23 protein-coding genes are annotated in these 23,247 nt (G+C 65.6%); 6 read left to right on the forward strand and 17 right to left on the reverse strand.

Features of this window, described 5'->3' with window-relative positions:
• Together T8S45_RS13195 and T8S45_RS13200 are read right to left on the reverse strand one after the other, a co-directional pair.
• Positions 1 to 804, reverse strand: a complete 804-nt coding sequence (locus T8S45_RS13195) for a hypothetical protein (RefSeq protein WP_322294061.1) — start codon at positions 802 to 804, stop codon at positions 1 to 3.
• Positions 801 to 1,508 carry a CoA transferase subunit A gene (locus T8S45_RS13200; RefSeq protein ID WP_322294062.1) on the reverse strand — a complete coding sequence of 236 codons (708 nt, stop codon included), beginning with the start codon at positions 1,506 to 1,508 and terminating at the stop codon, positions 801 to 803. Before T8S45_RS13200 ends, T8S45_RS13195 begins: the two co-directional genes overlap by 4 nt.
• A 325-nt stretch (positions 1,509 to 1,833) precedes the next feature.
• On the opposite strand from T8S45_RS13200, the gene T8S45_RS13205 reads away from it, so the two are divergent.
• Positions 1,834 to 4,164 (forward strand): CDC48 family AAA ATPase, encoded by a 2,331-nt coding sequence (locus T8S45_RS13205; RefSeq protein ID WP_322294063.1) that lies wholly within the window; start codon positions 1,834 to 1,836, stop codon positions 4,162 to 4,164.
• Between the two features lie 15 nt (positions 4,165 to 4,179).
• On the opposite strand, the gene T8S45_RS13210 is transcribed toward T8S45_RS13205, so the two are convergent.
• The 4 genes from T8S45_RS13210 to polA all read right to left on the reverse strand — a co-directional run bounded on the left by T8S45_RS13210 (position 4,180) and on the right by polA (position 10,538).
• Positions 4,180 to 5,343, reverse strand: coding sequence for a tetratricopeptide repeat-containing protein (locus T8S45_RS13210; RefSeq protein ID WP_322294064.1), 1,164 nt, complete (start codon positions 5,341 to 5,343; stop codon positions 4,180 to 4,182).
• The gene (locus T8S45_RS13215; protein ID WP_322294065.1) at positions 5,340 to 6,473 is read right to left on the reverse strand and encodes a tetratricopeptide repeat protein; all 1,134 of its coding nucleotides are present in this window, start codon (positions 6,471 to 6,473) and stop codon (positions 5,340 to 5,342) included. Before T8S45_RS13215 ends, T8S45_RS13210 begins: the two co-directional genes overlap by 4 nt.
• 107 nt (positions 6,474 to 6,580) lie before the next feature.
• The gene (locus T8S45_RS13220; RefSeq protein WP_229658023.1) at positions 6,581 to 7,669 is read right to left on the reverse strand and encodes a mechanosensitive ion channel family protein; all 1,089 of its coding nucleotides are present in this window, start codon (positions 7,667 to 7,669) and stop codon (positions 6,581 to 6,583) included.
• A gap of 52 nt (positions 7,670 to 7,721) precedes the next feature.
• Positions 7,722 to 10,538 carry a DNA polymerase I gene (gene polA, locus T8S45_RS13225; protein WP_322294066.1) on the reverse strand — a complete coding sequence of 939 codons (2,817 nt, stop codon included), beginning with the start codon at positions 10,536 to 10,538 and terminating at the stop codon, positions 7,722 to 7,724.
• A gap of 275 nt (positions 10,539 to 10,813) precedes the next feature.
• Here polA and T8S45_RS13230 point away from each other — a divergent pair, with 275 nt between their 5' ends.
• Positions 10,814 to 11,062 (forward strand): hypothetical protein, encoded by a 249-nt coding sequence (locus T8S45_RS13230; protein ID WP_188640912.1) that lies wholly within the window; start codon positions 10,814 to 10,816, stop codon positions 11,060 to 11,062.
• An 83-nt stretch (positions 11,063 to 11,145) separates the two neighbouring features.
• On the opposite strand, the gene T8S45_RS13235 is transcribed toward T8S45_RS13230, so the two are convergent.
• The 4 genes from T8S45_RS13235 to groES all read right to left on the reverse strand — a co-directional run bounded on the left by T8S45_RS13235 (position 11,146) and on the right by groES (position 14,749).
• A complete protein-coding gene (locus T8S45_RS13235; RefSeq protein ID WP_188640913.1) occupies positions 11,146 to 11,553 on the reverse strand; it encodes a baeRF12 domain-containing protein in 408 nt (135 codons plus the stop codon).
• An 80-nt stretch (positions 11,554 to 11,633) separates the two neighbouring features.
• Entirely contained in the window at positions 11,634 to 12,611 is a 978-nt protein-coding gene (locus tag T8S45_RS13240) for a serine hydrolase (RefSeq protein ID WP_322294067.1), read from the reverse strand.
• 158 nt (positions 12,612 to 12,769) lie between these two features.
• Positions 12,770 to 14,410, reverse strand: a complete 1,641-nt coding sequence (gene groL, locus T8S45_RS13245) for a chaperonin GroEL (RefSeq protein WP_188640915.1) — start codon at positions 14,408 to 14,410, stop codon at positions 12,770 to 12,772.
• 51 nt (positions 14,411 to 14,461) lie between these two features.
• Complete coding sequence (gene groES / locus T8S45_RS13250) at positions 14,462 to 14,749, reverse strand: co-chaperone GroES (protein ID WP_188640916.1); 288 nt, start codon at positions 14,747 to 14,749, stop codon at positions 14,462 to 14,464.
• 214 nt (positions 14,750 to 14,963) lie between these two features.
• Here groES and T8S45_RS13255 point away from each other — a divergent pair, with 214 nt between their 5' ends.
• Positions 14,964 to 15,812, forward strand: a complete 849-nt coding sequence (locus tag T8S45_RS13255; RefSeq protein ID WP_322294068.1) for a mechanosensitive ion channel family protein — start codon at positions 14,964 to 14,966, stop codon at positions 15,810 to 15,812.
• A gap of 6 nt (positions 15,813 to 15,818) precedes the next feature.
• On the opposite strand, the gene T8S45_RS13260 is transcribed toward T8S45_RS13255, so the two are convergent.
• Complete coding sequence (locus T8S45_RS13260) at positions 15,819 to 17,219, reverse strand: MATE family efflux transporter (protein ID WP_322294069.1); 1,401 nt, start codon at positions 17,217 to 17,219, stop codon at positions 15,819 to 15,821.
• A 134-nt stretch (positions 17,220 to 17,353) separates the two neighbouring features.
• Between T8S45_RS13260 and T8S45_RS13265 the strand changes: the two genes are divergently transcribed.
• The 3 genes from T8S45_RS13265 (at position 17,354) to T8S45_RS13275 (ending at position 20,512) form a co-directional block, all read left to right on the forward strand.
• A complete protein-coding gene (locus tag T8S45_RS13265) occupies positions 17,354 to 17,893 on the forward strand; it encodes an acyloxyacyl hydrolase (RefSeq protein ID WP_188640919.1) in 540 nt (179 codons plus the stop codon).
• Positions 17,894 to 17,968: 75 nt separating this feature from the next.
• On the forward strand, positions 17,969 to 19,717 hold the full coding sequence (locus T8S45_RS13270; RefSeq protein WP_188640920.1) for a cation:proton antiporter domain-containing protein: 1,749 nt from the start codon (positions 17,969 to 17,971) through the stop codon (positions 19,715 to 19,717).
• A gap of 120 nt (positions 19,718 to 19,837) precedes the next feature.
• Complete coding sequence (locus tag T8S45_RS13275) at positions 19,838 to 20,512, forward strand: hypothetical protein (RefSeq protein WP_188640921.1); 675 nt, start codon at positions 19,838 to 19,840, stop codon at positions 20,510 to 20,512.
• A 79-nt stretch (positions 20,513 to 20,591) separates the two neighbouring features.
• Here T8S45_RS13275 and rplL read toward each other — a convergent pair whose 3' ends face one another.
• From rplL to T8S45_RS13305, 6 genes are all read right to left on the reverse strand, one after another.
• Positions 20,592 to 20,966: a 50S ribosomal protein L7/L12 gene (rplL, locus tag T8S45_RS13280; RefSeq protein WP_188640922.1), complete on the reverse strand. Its 375-nt coding sequence runs from the start codon at positions 20,964 to 20,966 to the stop codon at positions 20,592 to 20,594.
• A gap of 75 nt (positions 20,967 to 21,041) precedes the next feature.
• Entirely contained in the window at positions 21,042 to 21,557 is a 516-nt protein-coding gene (gene rplJ / locus T8S45_RS13285) for a 50S ribosomal protein L10 (RefSeq protein WP_188640923.1), read from the reverse strand.
• A 317-nt stretch (positions 21,558 to 21,874) separates the two neighbouring features.
• Positions 21,875 to 22,114 carry a hypothetical protein gene (locus T8S45_RS13290; protein WP_188640924.1) on the reverse strand — a complete coding sequence of 80 codons (240 nt, stop codon included), beginning with the start codon at positions 22,112 to 22,114 and terminating at the stop codon, positions 21,875 to 21,877.
• Between the two features lie 108 nt (positions 22,115 to 22,222).
• A complete protein-coding gene (locus T8S45_RS13295; protein ID WP_322294070.1) occupies positions 22,223 to 22,447 on the reverse strand; it encodes a helix-turn-helix domain-containing protein in 225 nt (74 codons plus the stop codon).
• Positions 22,447 to 22,983, reverse strand: coding sequence for a DUF2975 domain-containing protein (locus tag T8S45_RS13300; protein ID WP_322294071.1), 537 nt, complete (start codon positions 22,981 to 22,983; stop codon positions 22,447 to 22,449). Before T8S45_RS13300 ends, T8S45_RS13295 begins: the two co-directional genes overlap by 1 nt.
• Before the next feature lie 34 nt (positions 22,984 to 23,017).
• On the reverse strand, positions 23,018 to 23,152 hold the full coding sequence (locus tag T8S45_RS13305; RefSeq protein WP_322294072.1) for a hypothetical protein: 135 nt from the start codon (positions 23,150 to 23,152) through the stop codon (positions 23,018 to 23,020).
• Between the last annotated feature and the right edge of the window lie 95 nt (positions 23,153 to 23,247).

The raw sequence follows: 23,247 nt of genomic DNA on the forward strand, positions 1-23,247 counted from the left end.
TCAGTCTCCCTCCGCGAGCACCGGGGGAACGAGGAACCACCCTTGGCCGATCAGCGGTTCGAGTGCGAATGCCGCGCTTTCGTCGCGCAGGAAATCGTAAAGCTCGTCGAAATCGGCGCGTCGGTCGCCCGCGATCGCCTCGATGCAGAATTCCTCGCCGAGACGGCGGCGAAGGCCCTGCTTGCGTTCGCTCGGCGCGGGCAATGCGAGCACGTCGCGCCCTGCCGGATCGAGCATGGTGCGCGCGAGCAGCTGGCGGATCGCCTCGGTCCGGCTGCGGTCGGCACCGCTCAGCCACACGATCGTCAGCCCCTTGGCGCGCAGTCGCGACAGCGCGGGCGCAAGCTCGACCGCGATTTTCGCCACCGCATCCGGATCGAGCACCTCGTCCTGCGGATCGAGATCGATCATCACGGCGGGGGCCTGGTCGGCGCAGGCGCGCGTCTCGGGCGAAAGCGCGTCGGGATTCGCCAGCACGGTCGAGCGGCGGGTCTCGTTGGGCAAGTAGGCACGCGCCTCGGCCAGCGCGTAGGCCACGAACGCGTCGTAGGGCGTCGGCCCCGACAGCGCAGCCTGTTGCGGGAGGGGTGTCGACGCCTCGAGGCCGGTCGCGGCGCGAGTGGCCGTCGTGGCGGGGGGCGTCGGTCGCGTGGCAACCGTCTCGGGTGCTGTCTTCGCGGTGCCGCCGCGCGCGGTGGACCCGGCGATCGCGCCGCCGGCCAGCACCGGGATCGCCGCCGCGACGCAGCCCGACAGGGCGGCCCCCAGCAGCGTCGCCAGACCGAGGCGGCCCGCGCGGATCAAGCCTCGGCGCGCTCGCGCGTGGTGCGGAACTCGATCTTCTTGTCGTAAGGCGCGCCGACGATCATCCGCTGGACGTAGACGCCCGGCAGGTGGATGCAGTCGGGATCGAGTTCGCCCGCGGGCACCACTTCCTCGACCTCGACCACGCAGACCTTGCCGCAGGTCGCGGCCGGCTGGTTGAAATTGCGTGCGGTCTTGCGGAACACGAGGTTGCCGGTCTCGTCGGCCTTCCATGCCTTCACCAGTGCGAGATCGGCGAAGATGCCCCGCTCCATCACATAGTCCTCGCCGTCGAAGCTGCGAACTTCCTTGCCTTCGGCGACCTGCGTTCCGACCCCGGTCTTGGTGAAGAAGGCGGGGATGCCCGCGCCCCCGGCGCGCATGCGCTCGGCGAGCGTTCCCTGCGGACAGAATTCGACTTCGAGTTCGCCGGCGAGAAACTGGCGTTCGAACTCCTTGTTCTCGCCGACATAGGAGGAGATCATCTTCCTGACCTGCTTGGTGCGCAGCAGCTTGCCGATGCCTTCATTGTCGATTCCGGCATTGTTGCTGGCGAAGGTCAGGTCCTTGACCCCGCTGTCGCGCACCGCGTCGAGGAGGCGTTCGGGAATGCCGCACAGGCCGAAGCCCCCGGCGGCGATGGTCAGGCCGTCTTCGAGCAATCCTTCGAGGGCGGCGGCGGCATCGGGATAGAGTTTCTGCATGCCGCGCGGATTAAGCGGCACGAACGCGATTGTCACGGGGCGAATTGTGGGCATTCCGCGGCGGAGTGTTGCGCAAGACGCAACACGCGGCCCGCATTTCGCACTTGCACAAATTTGCTGCACCGCACATAAAGACTGCGCCTATTAGGCATCCTCTCCCAAAACTTCCCAGCCCGGGAGCTTCGGCTCCCGGGCTTTTTTCTTGCTCGCTCGCTGGAACTGCAGGGCCCCCAAGGCACCTTTGCCTGGCTCGTTCATTTGCATTGGAGGGAGGGCGTTCCTAGCTCTCCCCGGCAAACGAGAACGATAACGGAGCGGGCTTTCCATGGCGGATGCGAAGACGGCGGTCGAAGAGAAGACCGTCAAACTACAGGTCGCGAACGCCAAGCAGGAGGAAAGCGGCAGCGGCATGGCCCGCATCGCGCGCTCGGCGATGAGCGCGCTCGGAGTCACCGAAGGCGACGTGATCGAGATCGAGGGCAAGGATACTACCGTCGCACGCGTGCTTGCGCCCTATGCCGACGACGAGGGGCTCGAACTGATCCGGCTCGATGGTCTCCAGCGCTCGAATGCCGAGGCGCGTGCGGGCGACCACGTCACCATCCGCAAGGTCGAATCGCGTCCCGCCAAGCGGGTGATCTTCGCTCCCGCCCAGCGCGAGATGAAGCTCCAGGGGCCAGGCGAGGCATTGAAACGCAATTTCTTCGGTCGTCCCTTGCTGACCGGCGATTTGGTCGCGACGCGTGGCCGCCAGCCGGTGCAGAACATGCCCCCCGAACTCGCGCGGATGGTCAACGCGCCGGCCTTCGCGCTGACCGAGATCCGCCTGTCCGTGGTGTCGACCGCGCCGCGCGGCGTGGTCCATATCGACGAGACGACCGAAGTCGAATTGCGAACAGAGTTCGCCGAAGCGCAAGGCCCCGGCGCGGCGGTCAATTACGACGATGTGGGCGGGATGGAGGAGACTATCCAGCAATTGCGCGAGATGGTCGAACTCCCGCTGCGTTATCCCGAGCTGTTCACCCGGCTCGGCGTGGACCCGCCCAAGGGTGTGCTGCTCCACGGTCCGCCGGGCACCGGCAAGACCCGGCTCGCGCAGGCGGTCGCGAATGAGAGTGAAGCGGCGTTCTTCACCATCAACGGTCCCGAAATCATGGGCTCGGCCTATGGCGAGAGCGAAAAGCGCCTGCGCGACGTGTTCGAGGAGGCGGCGCGCAGCCAGCCCGCCATCGTCTTCATCGACGAGATCGATTCGATCGCCCCCAAGCGCGACCGGGTGCAGGGCGAAGCCGAAAAGCGCCTCGTCGCCCAGTTGCTGACGCTGATGGACGGGTTGTCGAACCGCGCCAACGTCGTGGTGATCGCAGCCACAAACCGCCCCGATGCGGTCGACGAGGCGCTGCGGCGACCCGGCCGCTTCGATCGCGAGATCGTTATCGGTGTGCCCGACGAGAACGGGCGCCGCGAAATCCTCGCGATCCACACCCGCGGCATGCCGCTCGGCGACGAAGTCGATCTCGACGAGCTGGCGCGCGGGACGCATGGTTTCGTCGGCGCCGACCTTGCCGCGCTCGCGCGCGAGGCGGCGATCGAAGCGGTCCGCCGGATCATGCCCGAGCTCGATCTCGAGGCGCAGGCGATCCCCGAGGACGTCCTCGAGAAGCTGCAGGTCGAGCGCGACGATTTCCTCGAGGCGCTGAAGCGCGTCAGCCCCTCGGCGATGCGTGAGGTGATGGTCCAGGTCCCGCAGGTCGGCTGGAAGGATGTCGGCGGGGTCGACGAGGCGGCCGACCGCTTGCGCGAAACCGTCGAACTGCCGCTCAAGGATCCCGAGAGCTTCCACCGGCTCGGCATCCGTCCGGCCAAGGGCGTGCTGCTCTACGGCCCGCCCGGCACCGGCAAGACCCTGCTGGCGAAGGCCGCGGCGCGCGAGGCGCAGGCCAATTTCATCTCGATGAAGAGCTCGGACCTGCTCAGCAAGTGGTACGGCGAGAGCGAGCAGCAAATCGCCCGCATGTTCGCCCGCGCCCGCGCGGTCGCGCCCTGCATCGTCTTTATCGACGAGATCGACAGCCTCGTGCCCGCGCGCGGCAGCGGGAGCGGCGAACCGCAGGTTACCGCGCGCGTGGTCAACACGCTGCTCGCCGAGATGGACGGGATGGAGGAATTGCAGTCGGTGGTGGTGGTCGGCGCGACCAATCGCCCGACGCTGGTCGATCCCGCGCTGCTGCGCCCCGGGCGCTTCGACGAGCTGGTCTATGTCGGCCCGCCCGACCTCGAGGGACGCGAGCACATTCTCAGGATCCACACCAAGAAGATGCCTCTCGCCAAGGATGTGGATCTTGCCGCGATCGCCAAGAAGACCGCGCGCTTCACCGGGGCCGATCTCGAAGACGTGGTCCGCCGCGCCGGCCTGATCGCGATCCGCAAGGAAGGCTCGGAGGTGAATGAGGTGACCGCGGAGAACTTCGCCGAGGCGCTCGAGGATTCGCGCGCCACCGTCACCGCGCAGATGGAGAAGGAATATTCGAAGATGAAGGGCGAACTGAAGAAGCGCGCCAACGCGGTGCGTCCGATCGGCTTCGTCTGGCCCGACACACTCGAACCCGAACGCGACGAGAAGCATCCGAGCCCGACCCCGCCCGGGATCGAATAGCGCGTTCTGGTGCGGTTAGCGGTTCGCCAGCCGCCAGCTGGCCTCGACCCGAAGCAGGAAGGCAGGACGTGCGCTTTCGAGGCTCCGGCGCGCGAGCGCGTCGGCCGCACCGGTCATCGCCATTGCCTCGAGTGCGGCTTGCTGCGCCGCCATCAACAGGCTCCGCGCGAGTGGCAACGCGCGCTGTTCGCGCACCAGCGGCGCGGCATCGAGCCGATAGAGCAAGGTCCGCAATTCCGCCGGAAACGATTGCGGGGCGCTCGCCAAGAGCGCGCGATTGCGGGCGAAGAGTTCGTCGGCCTCCGCCTCCTTTCCGCGCAGCGAAAGCACGCGCGCGGCCTGCGCGCGGGCGAGCAGCGAATTCACGTGTTCGGGCCCCATCAGCTTGTCGTGCGCGTCGGTTGCGATCCGCAAGACGCCTTCGGCCCGCTCGAGGTCACCGATCTCGATCAGCGACTGACCCCAGGCGAGCGAGCAGGTCGCGACGCCCCAGGTTTCGCCCATCGTCCGGTACATCGCCACGCAGGTGTCGGCATAGAGTGACGCTGCCTCGTCATGGTCGCCGCGCGCGGCGGCGAGCGCGGCTTCGGTGCTCCTGACCGAGATCGCGAACGGGTTCTGCCGCCATTCGCCATCCGCGATGAAGGCGAGCACCGGGGCTAAATAGGCCTCGGCCTCGTCGAGCCGGCCTAGGCCGAGCATCAGCACAGCAAGGTGGCCGAGCGCGCTCATCTCGGTCATCGCGTCGAGCCCGGCAGAGCGCTCGACCACGAGCCGCAGTCGATCCTCCGCCGCCTGCGCCCGACCGATCCGCGCGAGGTAGAGCCCGTAGGTGCGGTGCAGGTGGAGCGGCGTTTCGGCGATGAAGCCGTGCTTCGCTTCGGCAACCGCGATCGCGCGCTCATATCGCGCGCCGACCTGTTCTGCATCGAGCAGCGCCTCGCCCGAGAGGGCGGCGGACAGGTTGAACGCTTCCTCGCACACCGCTTGGTCGGTCTCGATCCGCTCGCAGCGTTCGGCTTCAGCGTCGATCCGCGCGAGTAGCGCACGCAGCGTAGCGAGGTCGGGGGACTCGCCGGCCTCATCGATCGCGGCATAGATCTCGGGCGGCATTTCCCAGCGCGCGACTTGGTCGGGCATACCCGACGCGAGGGCCAGCGCGGCGAGCAGCCCGATCACCGTGCGCCCGGGCCTTTCGCTAATCGCCAGTCTGCTGCGACGGTCGCGAGAAAGGCCGGCTGCGCCTTCTGCATGACCTTGCGCGCCTCGCCATCATATTCGGGGAAGCCGGCCATCGCAGTGAGGAATTCCTCGGTCGACCGGCGCAGCAGCGTGCGGGCTCGCGCCAGCTGCTTCGCATGGCGGAGGTAATGTGCCCCCTCCTCGAAATAGATCGGACCTCGCTGCGAGGCAGGCGTCGTCGGCGGGGCATCGGCCAGCGCGGCCCGGTTGTCGCTGAACAGGGCTTCCGCGCGCTGCTCGTCGCCCTCAATGCTCGCCGCCTTGGCGGCCATGCTGCGCGCATTAAGCGTCCAGAGATTCTTTGCCCCGAGTACGGCGGTGGACCGGGCGAGCGCGACCTCGAAAAGCTTTCGGGCATCCGCGATCGTGCGGTACTCCATCGTCAGGATCCCGATGTCGAGCCAGCAGGTGAGCTCGGCCGTGCTGCCGGTCAGTTCGCGAACGAGAATTGGGCAGGCCTGTTCGTAGAGGCGGTCGGCCGTCGCGAAGTTGCCCGCCCGGTATTCGAGTTGGGCAAGATTGGCCAGGCCGACAACATAATTGAGTCGTTCGCCGGGGTCCGCGGCCAGTGCGAGTTCGTTCGATCGTTCGAGCAGCGCGCGCGCCTCCCTGTATTTTCCCCTGCGCATCAGGAGTGATCCCAGATCGCCCGTCGCCGCGATGAGATGCGGGCTGCGGATGCGCTCGCGGCGTTCGAGGACCAAGCGCTCGAGTGGTTCGGCCAGGTCGTCGCGTCCGATCGACTGGTAGTGCGTTGCCAAATGATCGATCAATTCGATCGTGAACTCGTCGCTGAGTGGGCCGTACAGGCGCTCTGCCAGCACGATCGCCCGCTGGAAGCGCCGCTGGATTTGCGCCGGTGTCTCCAGTGTCCGCGCCGAAAGGGCTGCGGCATAGAAGATCAGGTCCTGGCACGGTTCGAGATCGCGATGACGCGCCGAACACTTGGCAATCTCGCTGTCGACATCGGCGAGCAGCACGGTGAGTTCGGCCAGCATGTAGGTGTCCGACATCACCAGGATCCGCTGCGAGAGCGCGCGGTCGATCGGCCAGCGATCTTTCGCCACCGCCGACGTCGGCGCGGCGAGCAACGAGAACAGGAGGAAGAGGCCGCACAGGAGCGTTCGGACGGTCGTCGCACCGCCTCTCTGGAAGGGTCCTCCGGTGCTCCGGATCAGGGCTCTCCGGCCTTGGGGTGGCCGCGCGGCACTTCGAGCCGATGGCGGATCAGCGCGTCGGGCTGGTTGTTGCGGATCCAGTCGAGCATGTGCTCGCGCACCGCGCAACGCAGGTTCCAAAGATCGCCAATGGTCGCCGCGCTGACGGCGATGCGCAATTCGATGCTTTCGGGATAAGCCTCGGTCATCAGCATGGCGGCGGTACGACCGTCCCACAGCTCGTGGCCTTCGACATAGCGCTCGAGCTCCGCGCGGATCGGGTCGACCTCGCTCGCCGGGTCGAGATGCAGGTAGACCGGCCCGGTCAGCATCTCGCTGCCGCGCGACCAGTTCTCGAAGCTCTGGTCGAAGAACTGAGCGGTCGGGACTACGATCAGCCGTTCGTCCCAGGTGCGTACGAGCACGAAGTTCATGCGGATCTCCTCGACCCGCCCGACATGTCCGTCGACCTTGACCATGTCGCCGATCCGGATCGGTTCGGTCAGCACCATCTGGATCCCCGCGATCAGCGATTTGAGCGCGGGCTGCGCGGCGGCGCCGACTGCGAGGGCGGCGAGACCGGCCGAGGCCATCAGCGTGATGCCGATATCGCGCACCCCCGGGATCGACAGCAGCATCAGCCCGACGGTGATGAAGATGATGATTGCCGAGACCAGCCGCGAGATGATCGTCAGCCGGGTCCGGCGGCGGCGTGCCGCAATATCGAAGGCAATGTCGCCCCCGCCGCGCTCCTCGGCCGCATGGATCAGCGCGCGGAACACCGCGAGCACCATCCAGCCTACGATCAGCGGCATCACGAAGCCGGCGATCTTGTCCCACACCGTCTCGAGCATCGGCACTTCGCGCGCGACCAGCACCAGCGCCAGCGCGACCATCGCATAGCGCGATGGACGGGCGATGTTGCGCACCAGCACGTCGTCGCTCTCGCTTTCGCTCTGTTCGACGATCTTGCGCAGTCCCTTGAGGAGGATGCGATGGATGACCAGGGCGAGCAGGACCGCCAGCCCTGCCGCCAGCGCGGCGACGAGCCAGTCCTGGGTCTGGTCGGGCAGGAGCTCGAGCTGTTGGCGGATCGTCTGCATCATGCCCGGGACCTAACGCGCAGGCCCGGCAATGCAACAGTCGGAACCTGTCGCGTCAATGCGCGTCGTCCCAGCTCGGCCCGATGCCGACCTCGATATCGAGCGGAACGTCGAGCGTGACGGCGGGCTCGGCGGCAGAGGACATGACGCGCGCGATGACCTTGCCCGCTTCCTCGGCCTGCGCCTCGGGGCATTCGAACACCAGTTCGTCGTGCACCTGCAACAGCATGCGCGTGTCGTGGAGGCCGGCCTCGCGCAGGGCCGGTACCATCCGCACCATAGCGCGCTTGATTATATCGGCGCTGGTGCCCTGGATCGGCGCGTTGACCGCGGCACGCTCGGATCCGGCGCGTTCGTTCGGGTTCTTCGCATTGATCCGCGGGAACCACGTCTTGCGACCGAAAAGGGTCTCCGAATAGCCATTCTCGCGCACGCTCTCGAGGGTGCGGACGATGAACTTCTGGATGCCCGGGAAGCGCGCGAAATAGGTGTCGATCAGCGCCTGTGCCTCGTCGGCCTCAATCTTGAGGCGACCTGCCAGGCCCCAGCGCGAGATGCCGTAGAGGATCGCGAAATTGATCGTCTTGGCCTTGGCGCGGTTGTCGCGATCGACGTTGCCGAACATTTCCTCGGCGGTGCGATTGTGGATGTCCTCGCCCGCGCGGAAGGCTTCCTTGAGCGGCGCGACGTCGGCCATGTGCGCGGCGAGGCGCAATTCGATCTGCGAATAGTCGGCGGCGAGGATGACATTGCCCTTTTCGGGCACGAAGGCGCGGCGGATCTGGCGCCCGATCTCGGTGCGGATCGGAATGTTCTGCAGGTTCGGATCGGTCGACGACAGGCGCCCGGTCTGCGCGCCGACGAGGCTGTAGCTCGTGTGCACCCGACCGGTATCGGGATTGATCGCCTCCTGCAGCGCGTCGGTGTAGGTCGATTTGAGCTTGGTCAGCTGGCGCCATTCGAGCACCTTGTCGGCGATCTCCGCACCTTCGTTCGAGAGCCGTTCGAGGATCGTCTGATCGGTCGAATACTGCCCGCTCTTGCCCTTGCGCCCACCCTTGTGGCCGAGCTTGTCGAACAGCACGTCGCCTAGCTGCTTGGGGCTGCCGACGGTGAATTCCCCGCCCGCGAGCCGATGGATTTCCTTTTCGAGCCCGGCGACGGTCTCGGCGAAGCTTTTCGACAGCTCGGCGAGCCGTTCGCGATCGACCCTGATGCCCTCGCGCTCCATGGCCGCGACCACCGGGATCAGCGGGCGATCGACGCGTTCGTAGATCCGCGTGCCGCCTTCCTCGGAGAGGCGTGGCTTGAGCAAGTGGTGGAGGCGCCAAGTCACGTCGGCATCCTCGGCGGCGTATTCGGTCGCCTTGTCGAGCGCGACCTCGCCGAAGGGGATGGCCTTCTTGCCCGTCCCGCAGACCTGCTTGTAGGGGATGCATTCGTGGCCGAGATGGCGCTGCGCGAGCTCGTCCATCCCGTGCCCGCCGCCGATCCCCTCGCTCGCGCGCCCGGCGTCGAGATCGAAGCTGATCACCATCGTGTCGTCGAGCGGTGTGACATGGATGTCGTGGCGTGCGAGCACGTTGAGATCGTATTTCCCGTTATGCGCGATCTTGAGGACGGCATCGTCCTCGAGCAGCGGCTTCAACAGCGCGATCGCTTCGTCGATCGGGACTTGCTCGGGTTTTTCGTCGAACATGTCCGAACCGCCATGCGCGAGCGGGATGTAGCACGCCTCGTTGGGCCCGGTCGCGAGACTCACGCCGACGAGGTCGGCGCGCATCGCGTCGAGGCTCGAGGTCTCGGTGTCGAAGGCGACGAGGCGGGCGGATCGCGCGCGCGCGATCCATCGCTCGAGCGCTTCGATCGTCTGGACCGTTTCGAATTTCGACCGGTCGCATGCTGGCAGTTCGGGGAGCGGCTGGCGATCGCCCTCGCTCTCGTCGTTTGCCTGCGCGACCTCGCTCTGCGTCGCGGGCGCGGTTTCGAGCCGTTTGCGTAGCGAAGAAAAGCCGTGCGTCTCGAGGAATTCGCCGAGCGGTTCGGGCGGGATGCCGTCGAGCTTCATCTCGTCGAGCGGCTGGGGGAGGTCGCAATCCTCCTTGAGCGTGACCAGGACGCGGCTCAGCTCGGCCATGTCGCGCCCCTCGAGCAGGCGTTCCTTGAGCTTGGACTTCTTCATCTCGGGGGCCGCGTCGAGCGCCCCGGCGAGCGAGCCGTGCTCGGCGATCAGCTTCGATGCGGTCTTGGGCCCGATGCCGTAGATTCCCGGAATGTTGTCGACGCTGTCGCCCATCAGTGCGAGCACGTCGCCGACCTTTCCGGGCGGGACGCCGAACTTTTCCTCGACCTCCGCGGGGCCGATTCGCGCGTTCTTCATCGTGTCGAGCATGTCGATCGTGCCGCCGTGCTCGTTGCCGACCAACTGCATCAGGTCCTTGTCCGAACTGACGATGGTGACGTTCCAGCCCAGTTTCGCGGCGGCCACGGCATAGCTTGCGATGAGGTCGTCTGCCTCGAGGCCCTGCTCCTCGATGCAGGGCAGCGAAAAGGCCCGCGTGGCATCGCGAATCAACGGGAATTGCGGGCGCAGGTCCTCGGGCGGTTCGGGCCGGTTGGCCTTGTATTCGGCGTAGATCTCGTTGCGGAAGCTCTGCGAATCCTTGTCGAGGATCACCGCGAGATGCGTCGGACCGTCTTCCTTGTCGAGCTGGTCGGCGAGCTTCCACAGCATCGTCGTGTAACCGTAGACCGCGCCGACCGGCGTACCCTCCGGATTGGTTAGCGGCGGAAGGCGATGATAGGCGCGAAAGATGTAGGACGAGCCGTCCACGAGATAGAGGTGCTGCTGCGCTTGATCACTGTCTGGCATGCGGGCAGTGCTAGCAGCGGTCGCGCGCTTCGTCGCGCGCGAAATGTGGCCTGTCCGCAGCCGCTTTGCGAAGGTTGCGCCCGCTCGCCAGACGCCGCAATTTTGCAAGGCTCCATCCGTATCGGGCGACCGATGTCGCAATTATGACGAAAATAGGGCTTGCGTCGCCACATTCCCGCCACTATTTAAGACCGCGAAGCCGCTGCCCGATCGGCGCGGCCTCCCATTGGGGGCTGACCCTCGATGGAAGTCCACAGACTGCAAGGAATATCATTATGCGTAAGCTCGTTCTCGTCGCCGCCGCCGGCGCCGCTCTCTCGCTCGCCGCTTGCTCGGAGCAGACCGAAGACGCCGCCGCGACCACCGCTGACGAAGCCGCCGAAGACACCGCCGAAAACCTCGACGCGACCGGCGAAGCCATCGAAGCCGGTGCCGAAGAAGTCGCCGCCGAAACCGACGAAGCTGCCGCTGAAGTCGAAGCCGAAGTCGAAGGCGAAACCGAAGCCGAAGCTCAGGCCGACTAAGCTTCGTTTCGATACGAACAGAGAAGGGCGCGCCATTGCGGCGCGCCCTTTTTTGTGTGCGAAATGCCGGTGGGCCGGTTCGATCAGGCGGCGGCGATCGCCTGCGCGATGCGATCCGCCGGTTCGCCGGTCATGGTCTTGGCAATCTCGCCGACGAGGCGTTTTTCCAGCTCGCTGTGATAATGCCTTCGCATCTCGCCCAGCGTCTTGGGATCGGCGATCACGAGCAGGTCCTCGATCTCGTTGCCGATCGCCTTCTGGTTGAGGCATTCGGCTGCGGCCGCGCCGTGCGCGAGTTCGTTGAGGTCGGTCCGGCCCATCCGCTGGCCCGCCTCGTCCTGGTGCTTGACCCCGGCGCTGAAATTGGTCGCGCGGACGTCGATTTCCTCGGCTTGGCCGAGCTTGGGTTCGAGCGGTGCGCCGTCATTGCGCAGCAGCACGAAACGGGTGCCGTCGACCACGGCGACATGGGCGTTCTTGGGTAATCTCATAGGGTACTCCTTCGTATCACTTCACCAACGGGCGAAGCGGCGAAGGGTTCACCGGGTTGTCGCTGAAATCGGTCGCCGTATCAGCCGCCGTAAGCGGCGTGGCTGACCTCCTCGTAGCCGTCGAGCAGTTCGCGCGCGATCTCGGCGATGCGACGCTCGCGGTTCGAACGGCTGCCTTGCCCGGTGACGTAGATCGCCACTGCATAGGTGTGGCCGTCGGGCGCGGTGATGAAGCCGATATCGCTCGAGGTGTTGTTGAGCGAGCCGGTCTTGTGCGCGACCGTGGCGCCGGCGGGCATCAGCGCGGGAATCCGCCGTGTGCCGGTGCGGCAGCGTTCCATCGCGCCGAGGATCACGCGGCGATGGACGGGGGTGAGCACGTCGCCATTGTGGAGCATGGCCAGCAGCTTGATCATTGCGCGCGGGGTGGCGGCGTCGCGCCGGTCGACCTTGATCGCCGGATCGTATTCACCGTCGTCGCGCACGAGCGTCGCGATGTCGCGATCGATGCTGAATTCCGAAATCCCGTTGCGGCGCATCCAGGCGTTGACCGCATCGGGGCCGCCGACCACGCGCAGCAGGGCGTCGGTGGCCGGATTGCTCGACCGGGTGATCATCAATTCGATCAGTTCGCTCGCGGGGAGGTACTTGCCCTCGCGGACCGGGGCGACGCGGGTCGAAAAGGCCTTGGAACGCAGCGGCCAGAGCAGCGGGAATTCGCTGGTCAGGCTCCATTTGCCCTGCTCGACCCCTTCGAGGAAGGTCGCCGCGACGGCGATCTTGCTGGTCGAGGCGAGCGGGAAGAACTGGTCGTCGAGCACGCCGAGAGTCTGCCCCGTCGTCAGGTCCATGGCCGCGACGCCGATGCGTCCGCGCGAACCGTCCGCGATTGCGGCGATGCGGGCACCCAGATTGCTGTCGAAATCGACCGGTGCGAGCGCTTCGGTGCCGAACACGTCGTCGAAGCGCGTGTCGATCTGCGTCTGTGCTGCCGAAGGCGCCGAAACCAGCGCCGCGAATGCCGCCGCGAGGGCGATTACCGTCTTACCCCAAGTCATACGAACCGTTTACCACCTTCCGGCTGGCAAATTGCTTAACAAGGCAGTTCGGAAGAACGCGACTGCGACGAGGCGATTCTTTCCTGCGACGAAATGCAAAAAGGCCCGGCGGATCGCTCCGCCGGGCCCCTTCATGTTCGCGATTCGGCGCGGAAGGCTTAGAAGCCGCCCATGCCTCCCATGCCGCCCATATCGGGCATGGAGGGAGCCGAGCCCTTGTCTTCGGGAATGTCGCAGACCGCCGCTTCGGTGGTGATCAGCAAGCCGGCCACCGAGGCCGCATCCTGCAGCGCGGTGCGAACGACCTTGGTCGGGTCGATCACGCCAGCCTGGACAAGGTTTTCGTAAGTGTCGGTCGCAGCATTGAAGCCGAGCGTGGCGTCGTTGCCGTCGATCAGCTTGCCCGCGACGACCGCGCCGTCATGGCCGGCGTTCTGGGCGATCTGGCGGACCGGTGCCTGCAGCGCCCGGCGGACGATGTCGATGCCGCGCGTCTGGTCGTCATTTTCACCGGCCAGGCCTTCGAGCGCCGAGGTGGCGTAGAGCAGCGCGGTACCGCCGCCCGGGACGATGCCTTCCTCGACCGCGGCGCGGGTGGCGTGTAGCGCGTCGTCGACGCGGTCCTTGCGTTCCTTCACCTCGACTTCGGTCGCACCGCCGACCTTGATGACGGCGACGCCGCCGGCCAACTTGGCGAGGCGTTCCTGCAGCTTTTCCTTGTCGTAGTCGGACGAGGTCGTCTCGATCTGCGAGCGGATCTGCTCGACGCGGCTCTTGATCTCGTCTTCCGAGCCCGCACCGTCGACGATGGTCGTGTTGTCCTTGTCGATGGTGACGCGCTTGGCTTCACCGAGCATGCCGAGCGTGACGTTCTCGAGCTTGATGCCGAGGTCCTCGCTGATCATCTCGCCCTTGGTCAGGATCGAGATGTCCTGCAGCATCGCCTTGCGACGATCGCCGAAGCCCGGCGCCTTGACCGCCGCGACCTTCAGGCCGCCGCGCAGCTTGTTGACCACGAGGGTGGCCAGCGCTTCGCCTTCGATGTCTTCGGCGATGATCAGCAGCGGACGGCCCGACTGGACCGCGGCTTCGAGCACCGGCAGCATCGACTGGAGGTTCGAGAGCTTCTTTTCGTGGATCAGGATGTACGGGTTTTCGAGTTCGACCGTCATCTTGTCCGGGTTGGTGATGAAGTACGGCGACAGGTAGCCGCGGTCGAACTGCATGCCTTCGACGGTTTCGAGCTCGAATTCGAGGCCCTTCGATTCGTCGACGGTGATCACGCCTTCCTTGCCGACCTTTTCCATCGCTTCGGCGATCTTCTCGCCGACTTCGCGGTCGCCATTGGCCGAAATGATCCCGACCTGCGCGATTTCCTCGCTGCCCGAAACGTCCTTCGAGCGGCTCTTGAGGTCTTCGACGACCTTGGAGACGGCGATGTCGATGCCGCGCTTCAGATCCATCGGGTTCATGCCCGCGGCAACCGACTTCATGCCTTCGGTCACGATCGACTGGGCGAGCACGGTGGCGGTGGTGGTGCCGTCACCGGCGGCGTCGTTCGCCTTCGATGCGACTTCCTTGATCATCTGCGCGCCCATGTTCTCGAACTTGTCCTTGAGTTCGATTTCCTTGGCGACGGTAACGCCGTCCTTGGTGATGCGGGGGGCGCCGAAGCTCTTGTCGAGTACGACGTTGCGGCCCTTGGGGCCGAGCGTGACCTTGACGGCGTTGGCGAGCGTATCGACGCCCTTGAGGATGCCTTCGCGCGCGTTGCGCCCGAATTTCACGTCCTTTGCCATGAGATTATCTCCTGGAATTGAATTGGGTTGTTTCGAAAAGCGGTCGGATCGTCAGGAGACGATGCCCATGATGTCGCTTTCCTTCATGATCAGCAGGTCTTCCCCGTCGATCTTGACTTCGGTGCCGCCCCATTTACCGAACAGGACGCGGTCGCCTTCCTTGACGTCGAGCGGGGTCACCTTGCCGTCTTCGCCCTTGGCCCCCGGGCCGACGGCGACGACTTCGCCTTCGCTCGGCTTTTCCTGGGCGCTGTCGGGAATGATGATGCCACCGGCGGTCTTCTCGTCGGCTTCGATGCGACGGACCAGAACGCGGTCATGCAGCGGACGAAATGCCATTGCTTGTACCTCTCGTATGAGTGAATTTCTCTGTTGGCACTTCCAGGCGGAGAGTGCCAGCGAGCCGCATTTGGTAACGCGCGATCGGTGAGTCAACTGGGGTTCATGCAAATTTTTTCGTGCCGTCGGGCGAACGGTGGCGTGGGGTGGCCAGGGCGTGGTCGAGACCCTATTGGGCCGCCGTCACCGTCACTCGAACCCAAAGGGCCGCCGCATGAACCCGACCCCGACCGTCTCCTCAGAAACCGTCGCCGAGATGAGCGTTCCCGAGCAGGCCATGCTGTGGCTCAAGCTCAACATGATCGACATTGCGGGTGCCTTCGCCGTGCTCGTGATCGGCCTGCTTGTGGCGGGCCTGGTGTCGCGCTGGGTCCACCGCGCGCTGACCAACTCGCCGAGGTTCGAGCCGACCGTCGCCAATTTCCTCTCGAACCTCGTCAAATACGCGCTGTGGGCGCTCGTCCTCGTGACCGTGCTGTCGCAATTCGGGGTCGAGACCACCAGCATCCTCGCCGCGCTGGGCGGCATGGCGCTAGCGATCGGGCTGGCGCTGCAGGGCACGCTCAGCAATGTCGCCTCGGGGGTGATGATCCTCGTGCAAAAGCCGTTCAAGATCGGCGAGGGGATCAGCGCTGGCTCGGTGACTGGCACGGTCCAGCAGATCGGCCTGTTCACCACCGAGGTCAGGCAGTTCGACGGATTGTTCGTGATGGTCCCCAATTCCGAGCTCTGGAACCAGGCGATCGTGAATTTCAATCGCCACCCCACCCGCCGTTTCGAACTGGTCGTGGGGATCGGCTACCAAGACAGCATGACGCAAGCGCGCGAGGAACTCATGGCACTGGCGCGGGCGGACGAGCGCGTGCTCGAGGATCCGGCGCCGGTGACCTTCGTCAATTCGCTCGACGACAGCTCGGTCGGGATCGGGTTGCGCGTGTGGTGCGAGACCCCGAACTATCTCGGCCTGTCCTGGGATCTGACCGAGAGGGCCAAGGCGCGCTTCGACGACGTCGGTATCTCGATCCCGTACCCGCAGCGCGAGGTCACGCAGCGCGCCGCGTAGGACGGGCTAGGCCACGCCGCGCTCGGTCAGCCCCAGCGCATCTCGTCGCGCCCAGCGCCAGGTTAGCAGGACCGCCGCGAACACCAGCCCGGTGGCGAGCCCGATCCACACGCCCACGCCTTCGAGCGCGGTCCCGAGACCGAGTCCTGTGGCCAGCCCAAAGCCCGGGACCCAGTAGGAGAAGATCGCGATCCACATCGGCACCCGTGTGTCCTGCAGACCACGCAGCGCGCCCTGTCCGACCGCCTGCACCCCGTCGACCAGCTGGAATGCGGCGGCGACCAGCAGGAAGGGCACGGCATAGGCGACCAGCGCGGCGTTTTCGGGTGCCCAGGGATCGAGATAGATCGCCAGCAACGGCTCGGGCGCGACAATCATTGCCAGCGCCGTGGTCGACATGAAGGCTGCAGCCATGCCGATCCCGGTCCAGCCCGCGCGGCCCATCCCGGCGGGATTGCGCGCGCCGTAGAAATAGCCGACCCGGATCGTCGCGGCCTGCCCGATCCCGAACGGGATCTGGAAGGCGAGCGCGGCGATCTGCAACGCGATCGTGTGCGCGGCGAGCTGGGTCGCGTCGATCCGCCCCATCAGGAACGCCGCCGCGCCGAATATTCCGGCTTCGGCGAGGATCGTGAACATGATCGGCGTGCCGACCGCGACGATTTGCCTCAGCCGCTGCCAGTCGGGCCGCCAGAAGAAGCCGAACACATGGTAGCGATGGAGCCGCGGATCGAGCCGGATCGCGACGATATAGGCGGCGAGGACGAGCAGCGCGGTGATATTGGTCGCGATCGCCGCCCCCTCGAGCCCGAGCGCGGGCGCGCCCAGATTGCCGAATACGAAGGCGTAGTTGGCGAGCGCGTTGACCCCGATCCCGGCGGCGGTGATCGCTGTCGCGAAGATCGGGCGACCGAGCGCCGAGACGTAGGCGCGAAGTACCTGCGCCGCGATCATCGGGATCAGCGACCACAAGAGGAGCGCCATATACTCGTCCGCCAAAGCGATGATGCCCTGCTGCTGGCCGGTGACCTGCATCAGCGGGACCAGCAGCGCGCAAACGCCCATGCCGATGATCCCGGTGCCCACGCACAGCCACAGGGCCATGCGGGTCGCGCGCCGCACCGGGCGTAGCGCCGGCGCGCGCGCACCCAGTTCCTCGGCGATGATCGGTGCGCAGGCGGTGGTCAGTCCCATCAGGCCCCACACCACGAGGCCGAACAGCGAGACCGCGAGCGAGGAGGCGGCGAGCGGCTCCTCGCCCAACCGTGCTATGAACACCACGTCGATCGCGTAGGTCAGCATCTGCAGCAGGTTGGCGAGCGCCAGCGGCCAGGCGAGACGGAAGGTCTCGCGCAGCTCGGTGCGCCACGGCTTCGTGCCGGGATCGAGATGCGTGATGTCGTTCATGCAGCCGGCCCGGTTAAGCCAGCACCCAGTCTCAGCAAAGCGTGTTTCCGATGCGCCCAGCAAATCGGCTTCAGCTTGCGGCAAGGCGGCAACACGCACAGTGTGGCGATTCCAACATCGACGGACCATGACCTATGCGATCATTCTGGCTCGCCATCGCGGCGCTCGGCACCTGCACCACCACTCCGGCTTTCGCGCAGGAAGTCTTCGGCGGTGTCTACGCGCACGAAGTCGAAACGCCGTTCACCTTCGCTGTCGACGAGAGCGGCACCGATGTGATGCTCGGCTATCGGTTCGGCGAAGCCGAAGGGCTCTCCTTCCTCGGCAAGCCGCAGCCTTACCTGGTCGCCTCGCTCAATACCGCGGGCGATACCAGTTTTGCGGGCGCGGGGCTGAGCTGGCGGATCGAGGCGGGGCCAGTGTTCGTGCGTCCGGGCATCGGCCTGGTCGTGCATGACGGGCCCGACCTCAAGATCGATCCGGTCACCGGCGAGCATCGCGAGCTCGGCAGCCGGGTCCTGTTCGAACCCGAGATCGCCGTCGGGGTCCAGTTGAGCGAACGCGTCGCCGCCGAGGCGAGCTGGGTTCACATCAGCCATGCCCGCCTGTTCAACTGGGAGCAGAATCCCGGGATCGACATGATGGGTGTACGGCTGTCTTATCGCTTCGACTGATCGGCCGCTTCGATTGACCTAGCGCGGCATGGCGCGGCTGGCTAAGCCCGTTCGCAACAGGCGGAGAGCGGCGGCATGCATGAATCCCATCTGATGCGCGACGGGCTGGTCCTAATCGGATCGGCGCTCTTCTTCGTGCTGCTGTTCCGGCGCCTCGGGCTGGGTGCGACGCTGGGTTATCTCGTCGCGGGTGCGGTCGTCGGGCCGCAGGTGCTCGGACTCGCGGGGAATGCCGACGAGTTCATCGGGTTCGCCGAGATCGGCATCATCCTGCTGCTGTTCATCGTAGGGCTCGAACTGAACCCGGCGCGGTTGTGGCGGTTGCGGCGAGCGATCTTCGGGGTCGGGCTGGCGCAGGTCGTGGTCTGCGGGCTCGCGGTGAGTGCGATCATCTGGTTCGCCACGCCCTATTCCTGGGCCGTAGTCCTCGCGCTCGGCCTGCCGCTCGGGCTGTCCTCGACCGCGCAGGTGCTGCCGATGCTGCAGAGCGGGGGCAAGCTCAACACGCCGTTCGGCGAACGCGCCTTCTCGATCCTGCTGTTCCAGGACCTCTCGATCATCGCGCTGATCACGATCGTCGTAGCCCTGAGCGTCAGCGTCGGCGGGCAGGCCGATACCGGCCCATCGGGCTGGGCGCTGGCCGGGTTGACCGTTGCCGCGAGCCTTGGGCTGGTTGCGGCGGGCCGGTTCCTGGTCCGGCCGCTGTTCAACATGATCGGGGGCTTGCGCGAGCGCGAGATGTTCGTGGTCGCAGGCCTCGCCGTGGTGACCGGTTCCGCCGCGCTGATGGAATGGCTCGGCCTGTCGACCGCATTGGGCGCCTTCATCGCGGGCGTGATGCTCGCCGACACACCTTACCGCCACGAACTCGAAGCCGATATCGAGCCGTTCCGCTCGATCCTGCTCGGGCTATTTTTCCTCGGCGTCGGCATGATGCTCGATCTCGGCGCGATCGCCGAGCGGCCGTTCTTCGTCGCGGGCATGGCGCTGGCGCTGATCGCGGTGAAGACCGCGCTGATCTTCGGCATCGGGCGCTTGATCGGCATGGGCTGGCGCAGCGCGCTCGCGCTCGGCCTGCTGCTGAGCCAGGGTGGTGAATTCGCCTTCGTGCTTTACACCCAGGCGCAGGCGGGGAACCTGATCGACGGCGACATTGCCAGCCTGTTCGGCGCGATCGTGACACTGTCGATGGTCGCGACCCCGTTCCTGATGAGGATCGAACAGTCCTTGCGCCCCTCGGACGACGATCGCACCCGCGAGGAGCCGCACGAAGAGGGCAGCCATGCAATCGTGATCGGTTATGGCCGATTCGGGCAAACGGTCGCGCAGATGCTCATCGGCGCGCAGGTGCGGGTCACGCTGATAGACCGGAAGGTCGACCAGATCGATATAGCCGAGGAGTTCGGCTTCAAGGTCTATTACGGTGACGGAACGCGGATGGACATCCTGCGCCAGGCGGGCGGGGCCAATACCAAGCTCATCGCCTTCTGCATGGATGGCGAAAAGGTGACCCCGGAACTCGTGGCGAGCGTGCGAGAGGCCTTTCCCCAGGCGCAATTGATGGTTCGCGCCTTCGACCGCCGCACCGTCATGACGCTGGGCAAGAGCGACGTCGACTACATGGTCCGCGAGCTGTTCGAATCCGCCATTGCGATGGGGCGCGAGGCGCTCGACTTCCTCGGGATGGAGCCCGAATTCGTCGACGAGCTCGAAGAGAGCTACCGGGACCGGGACCGCGACCGGCTCGAAGCGCAGACCGCAAGCGGCGACCTGCGTGCGAAGAAGGACACGATCATGTCCCAACGCGACGCCCGTCGCGACTAAAGCGCGGGGGCCCGCGCGGCGTGGGCAGCCTTAAACATCCGTCTCGGACCCGATCCGGCTTCTTTCGAATCGGCCGCGAGGCGATGTCCTTGGGTACTTCACGAACGCAAGGAGGCCGTGATGACCGAAGAGATGCTGCAATCGCCGGAGGAGCAACTGCGCCGTTTCGTCGAGACGGTGGGGGGCGGGATCGTCGAATCCACGTTCTACGCAAAGACCACTTCTGGGCCGTCAAAGCTGTACAATGTGCGAGGCAGCACGCCCGATCCCTATCCGCAAAAGCCGACCAAGGTGACCGGCTGGAAAAGCCTGCTGCTGAGCCAAGGCATCGGCGCGCCTTGCTATGCCAGCGCCCCGCTGCCTGCTCCGGGCAAGGGCAAGTCGCATCCGGGCTTCGACGTGGGCGGGCACATGACTACGGCTGCGGACGGTTCGGTCGCGACAGGGGGCAGTTGCTATCTGGTACCGCTGTGTTCGTGGCACAACGGACGGTACAACACGGCCCAGTTCACCATGCGCAGCACGACTATGCTGGTGCTGTCTGGATACATGCAGGCCGATACCAGCGCGACCTTCCTCGCCCGGCTCGGCGGCTTGGCGGAACATGCCGTCGTCTACGTGTCGGACGACGGCCCGGCCTACGAATATCTGGCCGAATCCCCGCTTGAGGCGGACCATGCGCCGCTGTTGCACGGCTGCAAAAGCGAGGGGCTGCCTGCCCACCATGTCGTGTTCCGGCGGGAAGAGTTCGAAGGACGCATGGTATACCGCATTGCACACGCCGCCACAGGCTAGGCACGCGCGGCATCGGCAAGCAAAAAGGGCGGCGCCTCGCGGCACCGCCCTTTCATTATCTCGCAAGCGAGAAAGAAGCTTACTTGAGCTCGACGGTACCGCCGGCAGCTTCGATCTTGCCCTTGATTTCTTCGGCTTCGGCCTTGTTGACGCCTTCCTTGAGCGGCTTCGGCGCGCCTTCGACGAGCGCCTTGGCTTCGCCCAGGCCGAGACCCGTGATGCCACGGACTTCCTTGATGACCTGGATCTTCTTGCCACCGTCGCCGGTGAGGATCACGTCGAATTCGTCCTTTTCTTCCGCGGCCGGGGCGTCGCCACCGGCAGCCGGACCGGCAACCGCGACGGCGGCTGCGGCGCTCACGCCCCACTCTTCTTCGAGCGCAGTCGCCAGTTCGGCGGCTTCGAGGACGGTCAGTTTCGAAAGTTCTTCAACAAGCTTGGCGATGTCAGCCATGATATTTCACTCCGATAGATTGCTTGGCACCGGCGGCGATCTGCGCGCCGGCGATAATGTCGCTGCGAATACGTCTTATGCCGCTTCCTTGGCGCCATAGGCACCGAAGACGCGAGCGAGCTTGTTTGCCGGGGCGTTGACGACCTGCGCGATCTTCGTCGCGGGGGCGTTGACCAGGCCAACGAGCTTGCCACGCAGTTCGTCGAGGCTCGGCATCGAGGCGAGAGACCTCACACCGGCTTCGTCGAGAAGCTGCGAGCCCATCGAGCCGCCGACCACTTCGAGGCGGTCGTTGCTCTTGGCGAACTCCACCACGGCCTTGGCCGCGGCGACCGGGTCTTCGCTGTATGCGAGGGCGGTCGGACCGGTCAGGTATTCGTCGATACCTGCATAGTCGGTGTCCTTGAGGGCGATCTTGGCAAGACGGTTCTTCGCAACCTTGTAGGTCGCGCCGGCTTCCCGCATCTTCGCGCGCAGGTCGGTGGATTCCGCCACCGTCAGGCCGAGGTTGCGGGTGACGACCACCACGCCCGCCTCGTTGAAGACTTGGTTCAGCTGAGCGACCGCATCGGTTTTCTGCGAACGATCCATGCTTACTCCTTCACAAATGGCCGCGAGGGGCGAACCCTTGCGCGACCGGCTCAAAAGTTCCGCGCACGCCGAGGCGCCCGCGGGACGAGTCCGTTTGTCGAAGGGAAGGAGGCGGTGCCGGGCACCGATAGCAGCGACGCATGCAATTGCGGGCTGCGATAATCTCGTTTCCCATCTCGGCTGCAGATTAAGCGGATGAATCCGCGGCAGCTGTCTCGGACGGATGAATGCCGGACACAAAAAGGCCCGCCATTCGGTGGCGGGCCTCTAAGGATTTCTCGCCGCCTGTCAAGCGCGACGATGGTTCGTGGGGGCGATCAGCCCGGCGCGTTGGTCGGCACGGCTTCCGGCGTTTCGGCCGTTTCCGGCGTGTCGGTGGCCGTTTCGTCCGCGGTTTCCGAAGTCATCGGGTCGGCGGCGACGGGGTCGCTCGACACGGTGTCGACCGGAGCGGCTTCGATTGCAGCCGCGGTTTCCTCGACCGCCGGCTCTTCGGCTGCTTCGTTGCAGGCCGCGAGCGCGAAGGGGAGGAGGGCGATAAGGGCAATCTTCTTCATGATAGTCTTTTTCCTGTGCCACAATTGGCCGTCACATTATCGCCTTATTCCTGATTCGCGCCAAGCGGATTTTGCATCCGTTCGGCGCAAATCGCCGGTCGCAAACCGTCAGCCTTCGTATCCCAGCAGGTCGCCCGGCTGGCATTCGAGTTCGCGGCAGATCGCGGCGAGGGTCGAGAAGCGGATCGCCTTGGCCTTGCCGGTCTTGAGGATCGACAGGTTGGCGAGGGTCAGGCCCACGCGATCGGCGAGTTCGGTCAGTGTCATGCGGCGCGCGTGGAGCAGGTCGTCGAGCTTGACCGCGATCGTTCCTTCGGTGTCGTCTGCAGGCATCATACGGTCCCTTCGAGGTCTTCGCGCATCGCGGCGCCGTGGCGAAACACGCGGGCGAGGATGAAGAGCGTGATCGCCAGCACGATCCCGCCGAGGTCGATATCGGTGTTGAAGGTCGCATTGGTCTCCTCGAACGCGTCCTGCACCCGGACGATGAAGGGAACGACGGCAATCGTGAGCAACTGGGTTGCGACCATCATCCAGCCCATCGCGGTCAGGCGGTCGGCGTTGACGGGGACGAACGGATCGCCCTCGCCGACGGTATCGACAATCGCGCGGAGCTTGCCGAGGAACAGGAAGGCCAGCACCACGACCGCCAGCGCGATGGCGAGGACGGGCAACAAGTCCCAGACAGGGAAGGTCGCGGCGGCGTTCCCGGTTTCCTCACGGATTTCGGCGAGGATGAAATCGCGACCGAAGATCACGACGGGGATGACGAGGGTCACGATGATCGCGGCGAGGCCGAGGATCGCTTGGAAAACCAGGATAACGATGCGCGCGCTCGCGAGCAGGGGGTCGTTGGGTCGGATGGGCATGGAATTTCCTCTGGTCTTTGAGGCTGCGATTCGGTCAGGCGAGGATCGGTGCCGCGGCGATCGCCCCGGCCGCGGTATCGGCGGGCGCGGTCACCACGGGAATCGCGGTCCCGAGGACAATGAAGAGAGCCGCGATGGCGGCGGCGAAACGGTTGGCGGTATGGGTCATTTATCGATCTCCAGTTCAGGTGATATCGATATTCAATAATTCGAGTCCCACTTATTGTCAATCGATAATATCGAAAAACGATATGATACCTATCG

Source organism: Pseudoblastomonas marina (assembly GCF_034374265.1).
In the GTDB taxonomy this organism is placed as follows: Bacteria; Pseudomonadota; Alphaproteobacteria; order Sphingomonadales; family Sphingomonadaceae; genus Alteriqipengyuania_A; species Alteriqipengyuania_A marina.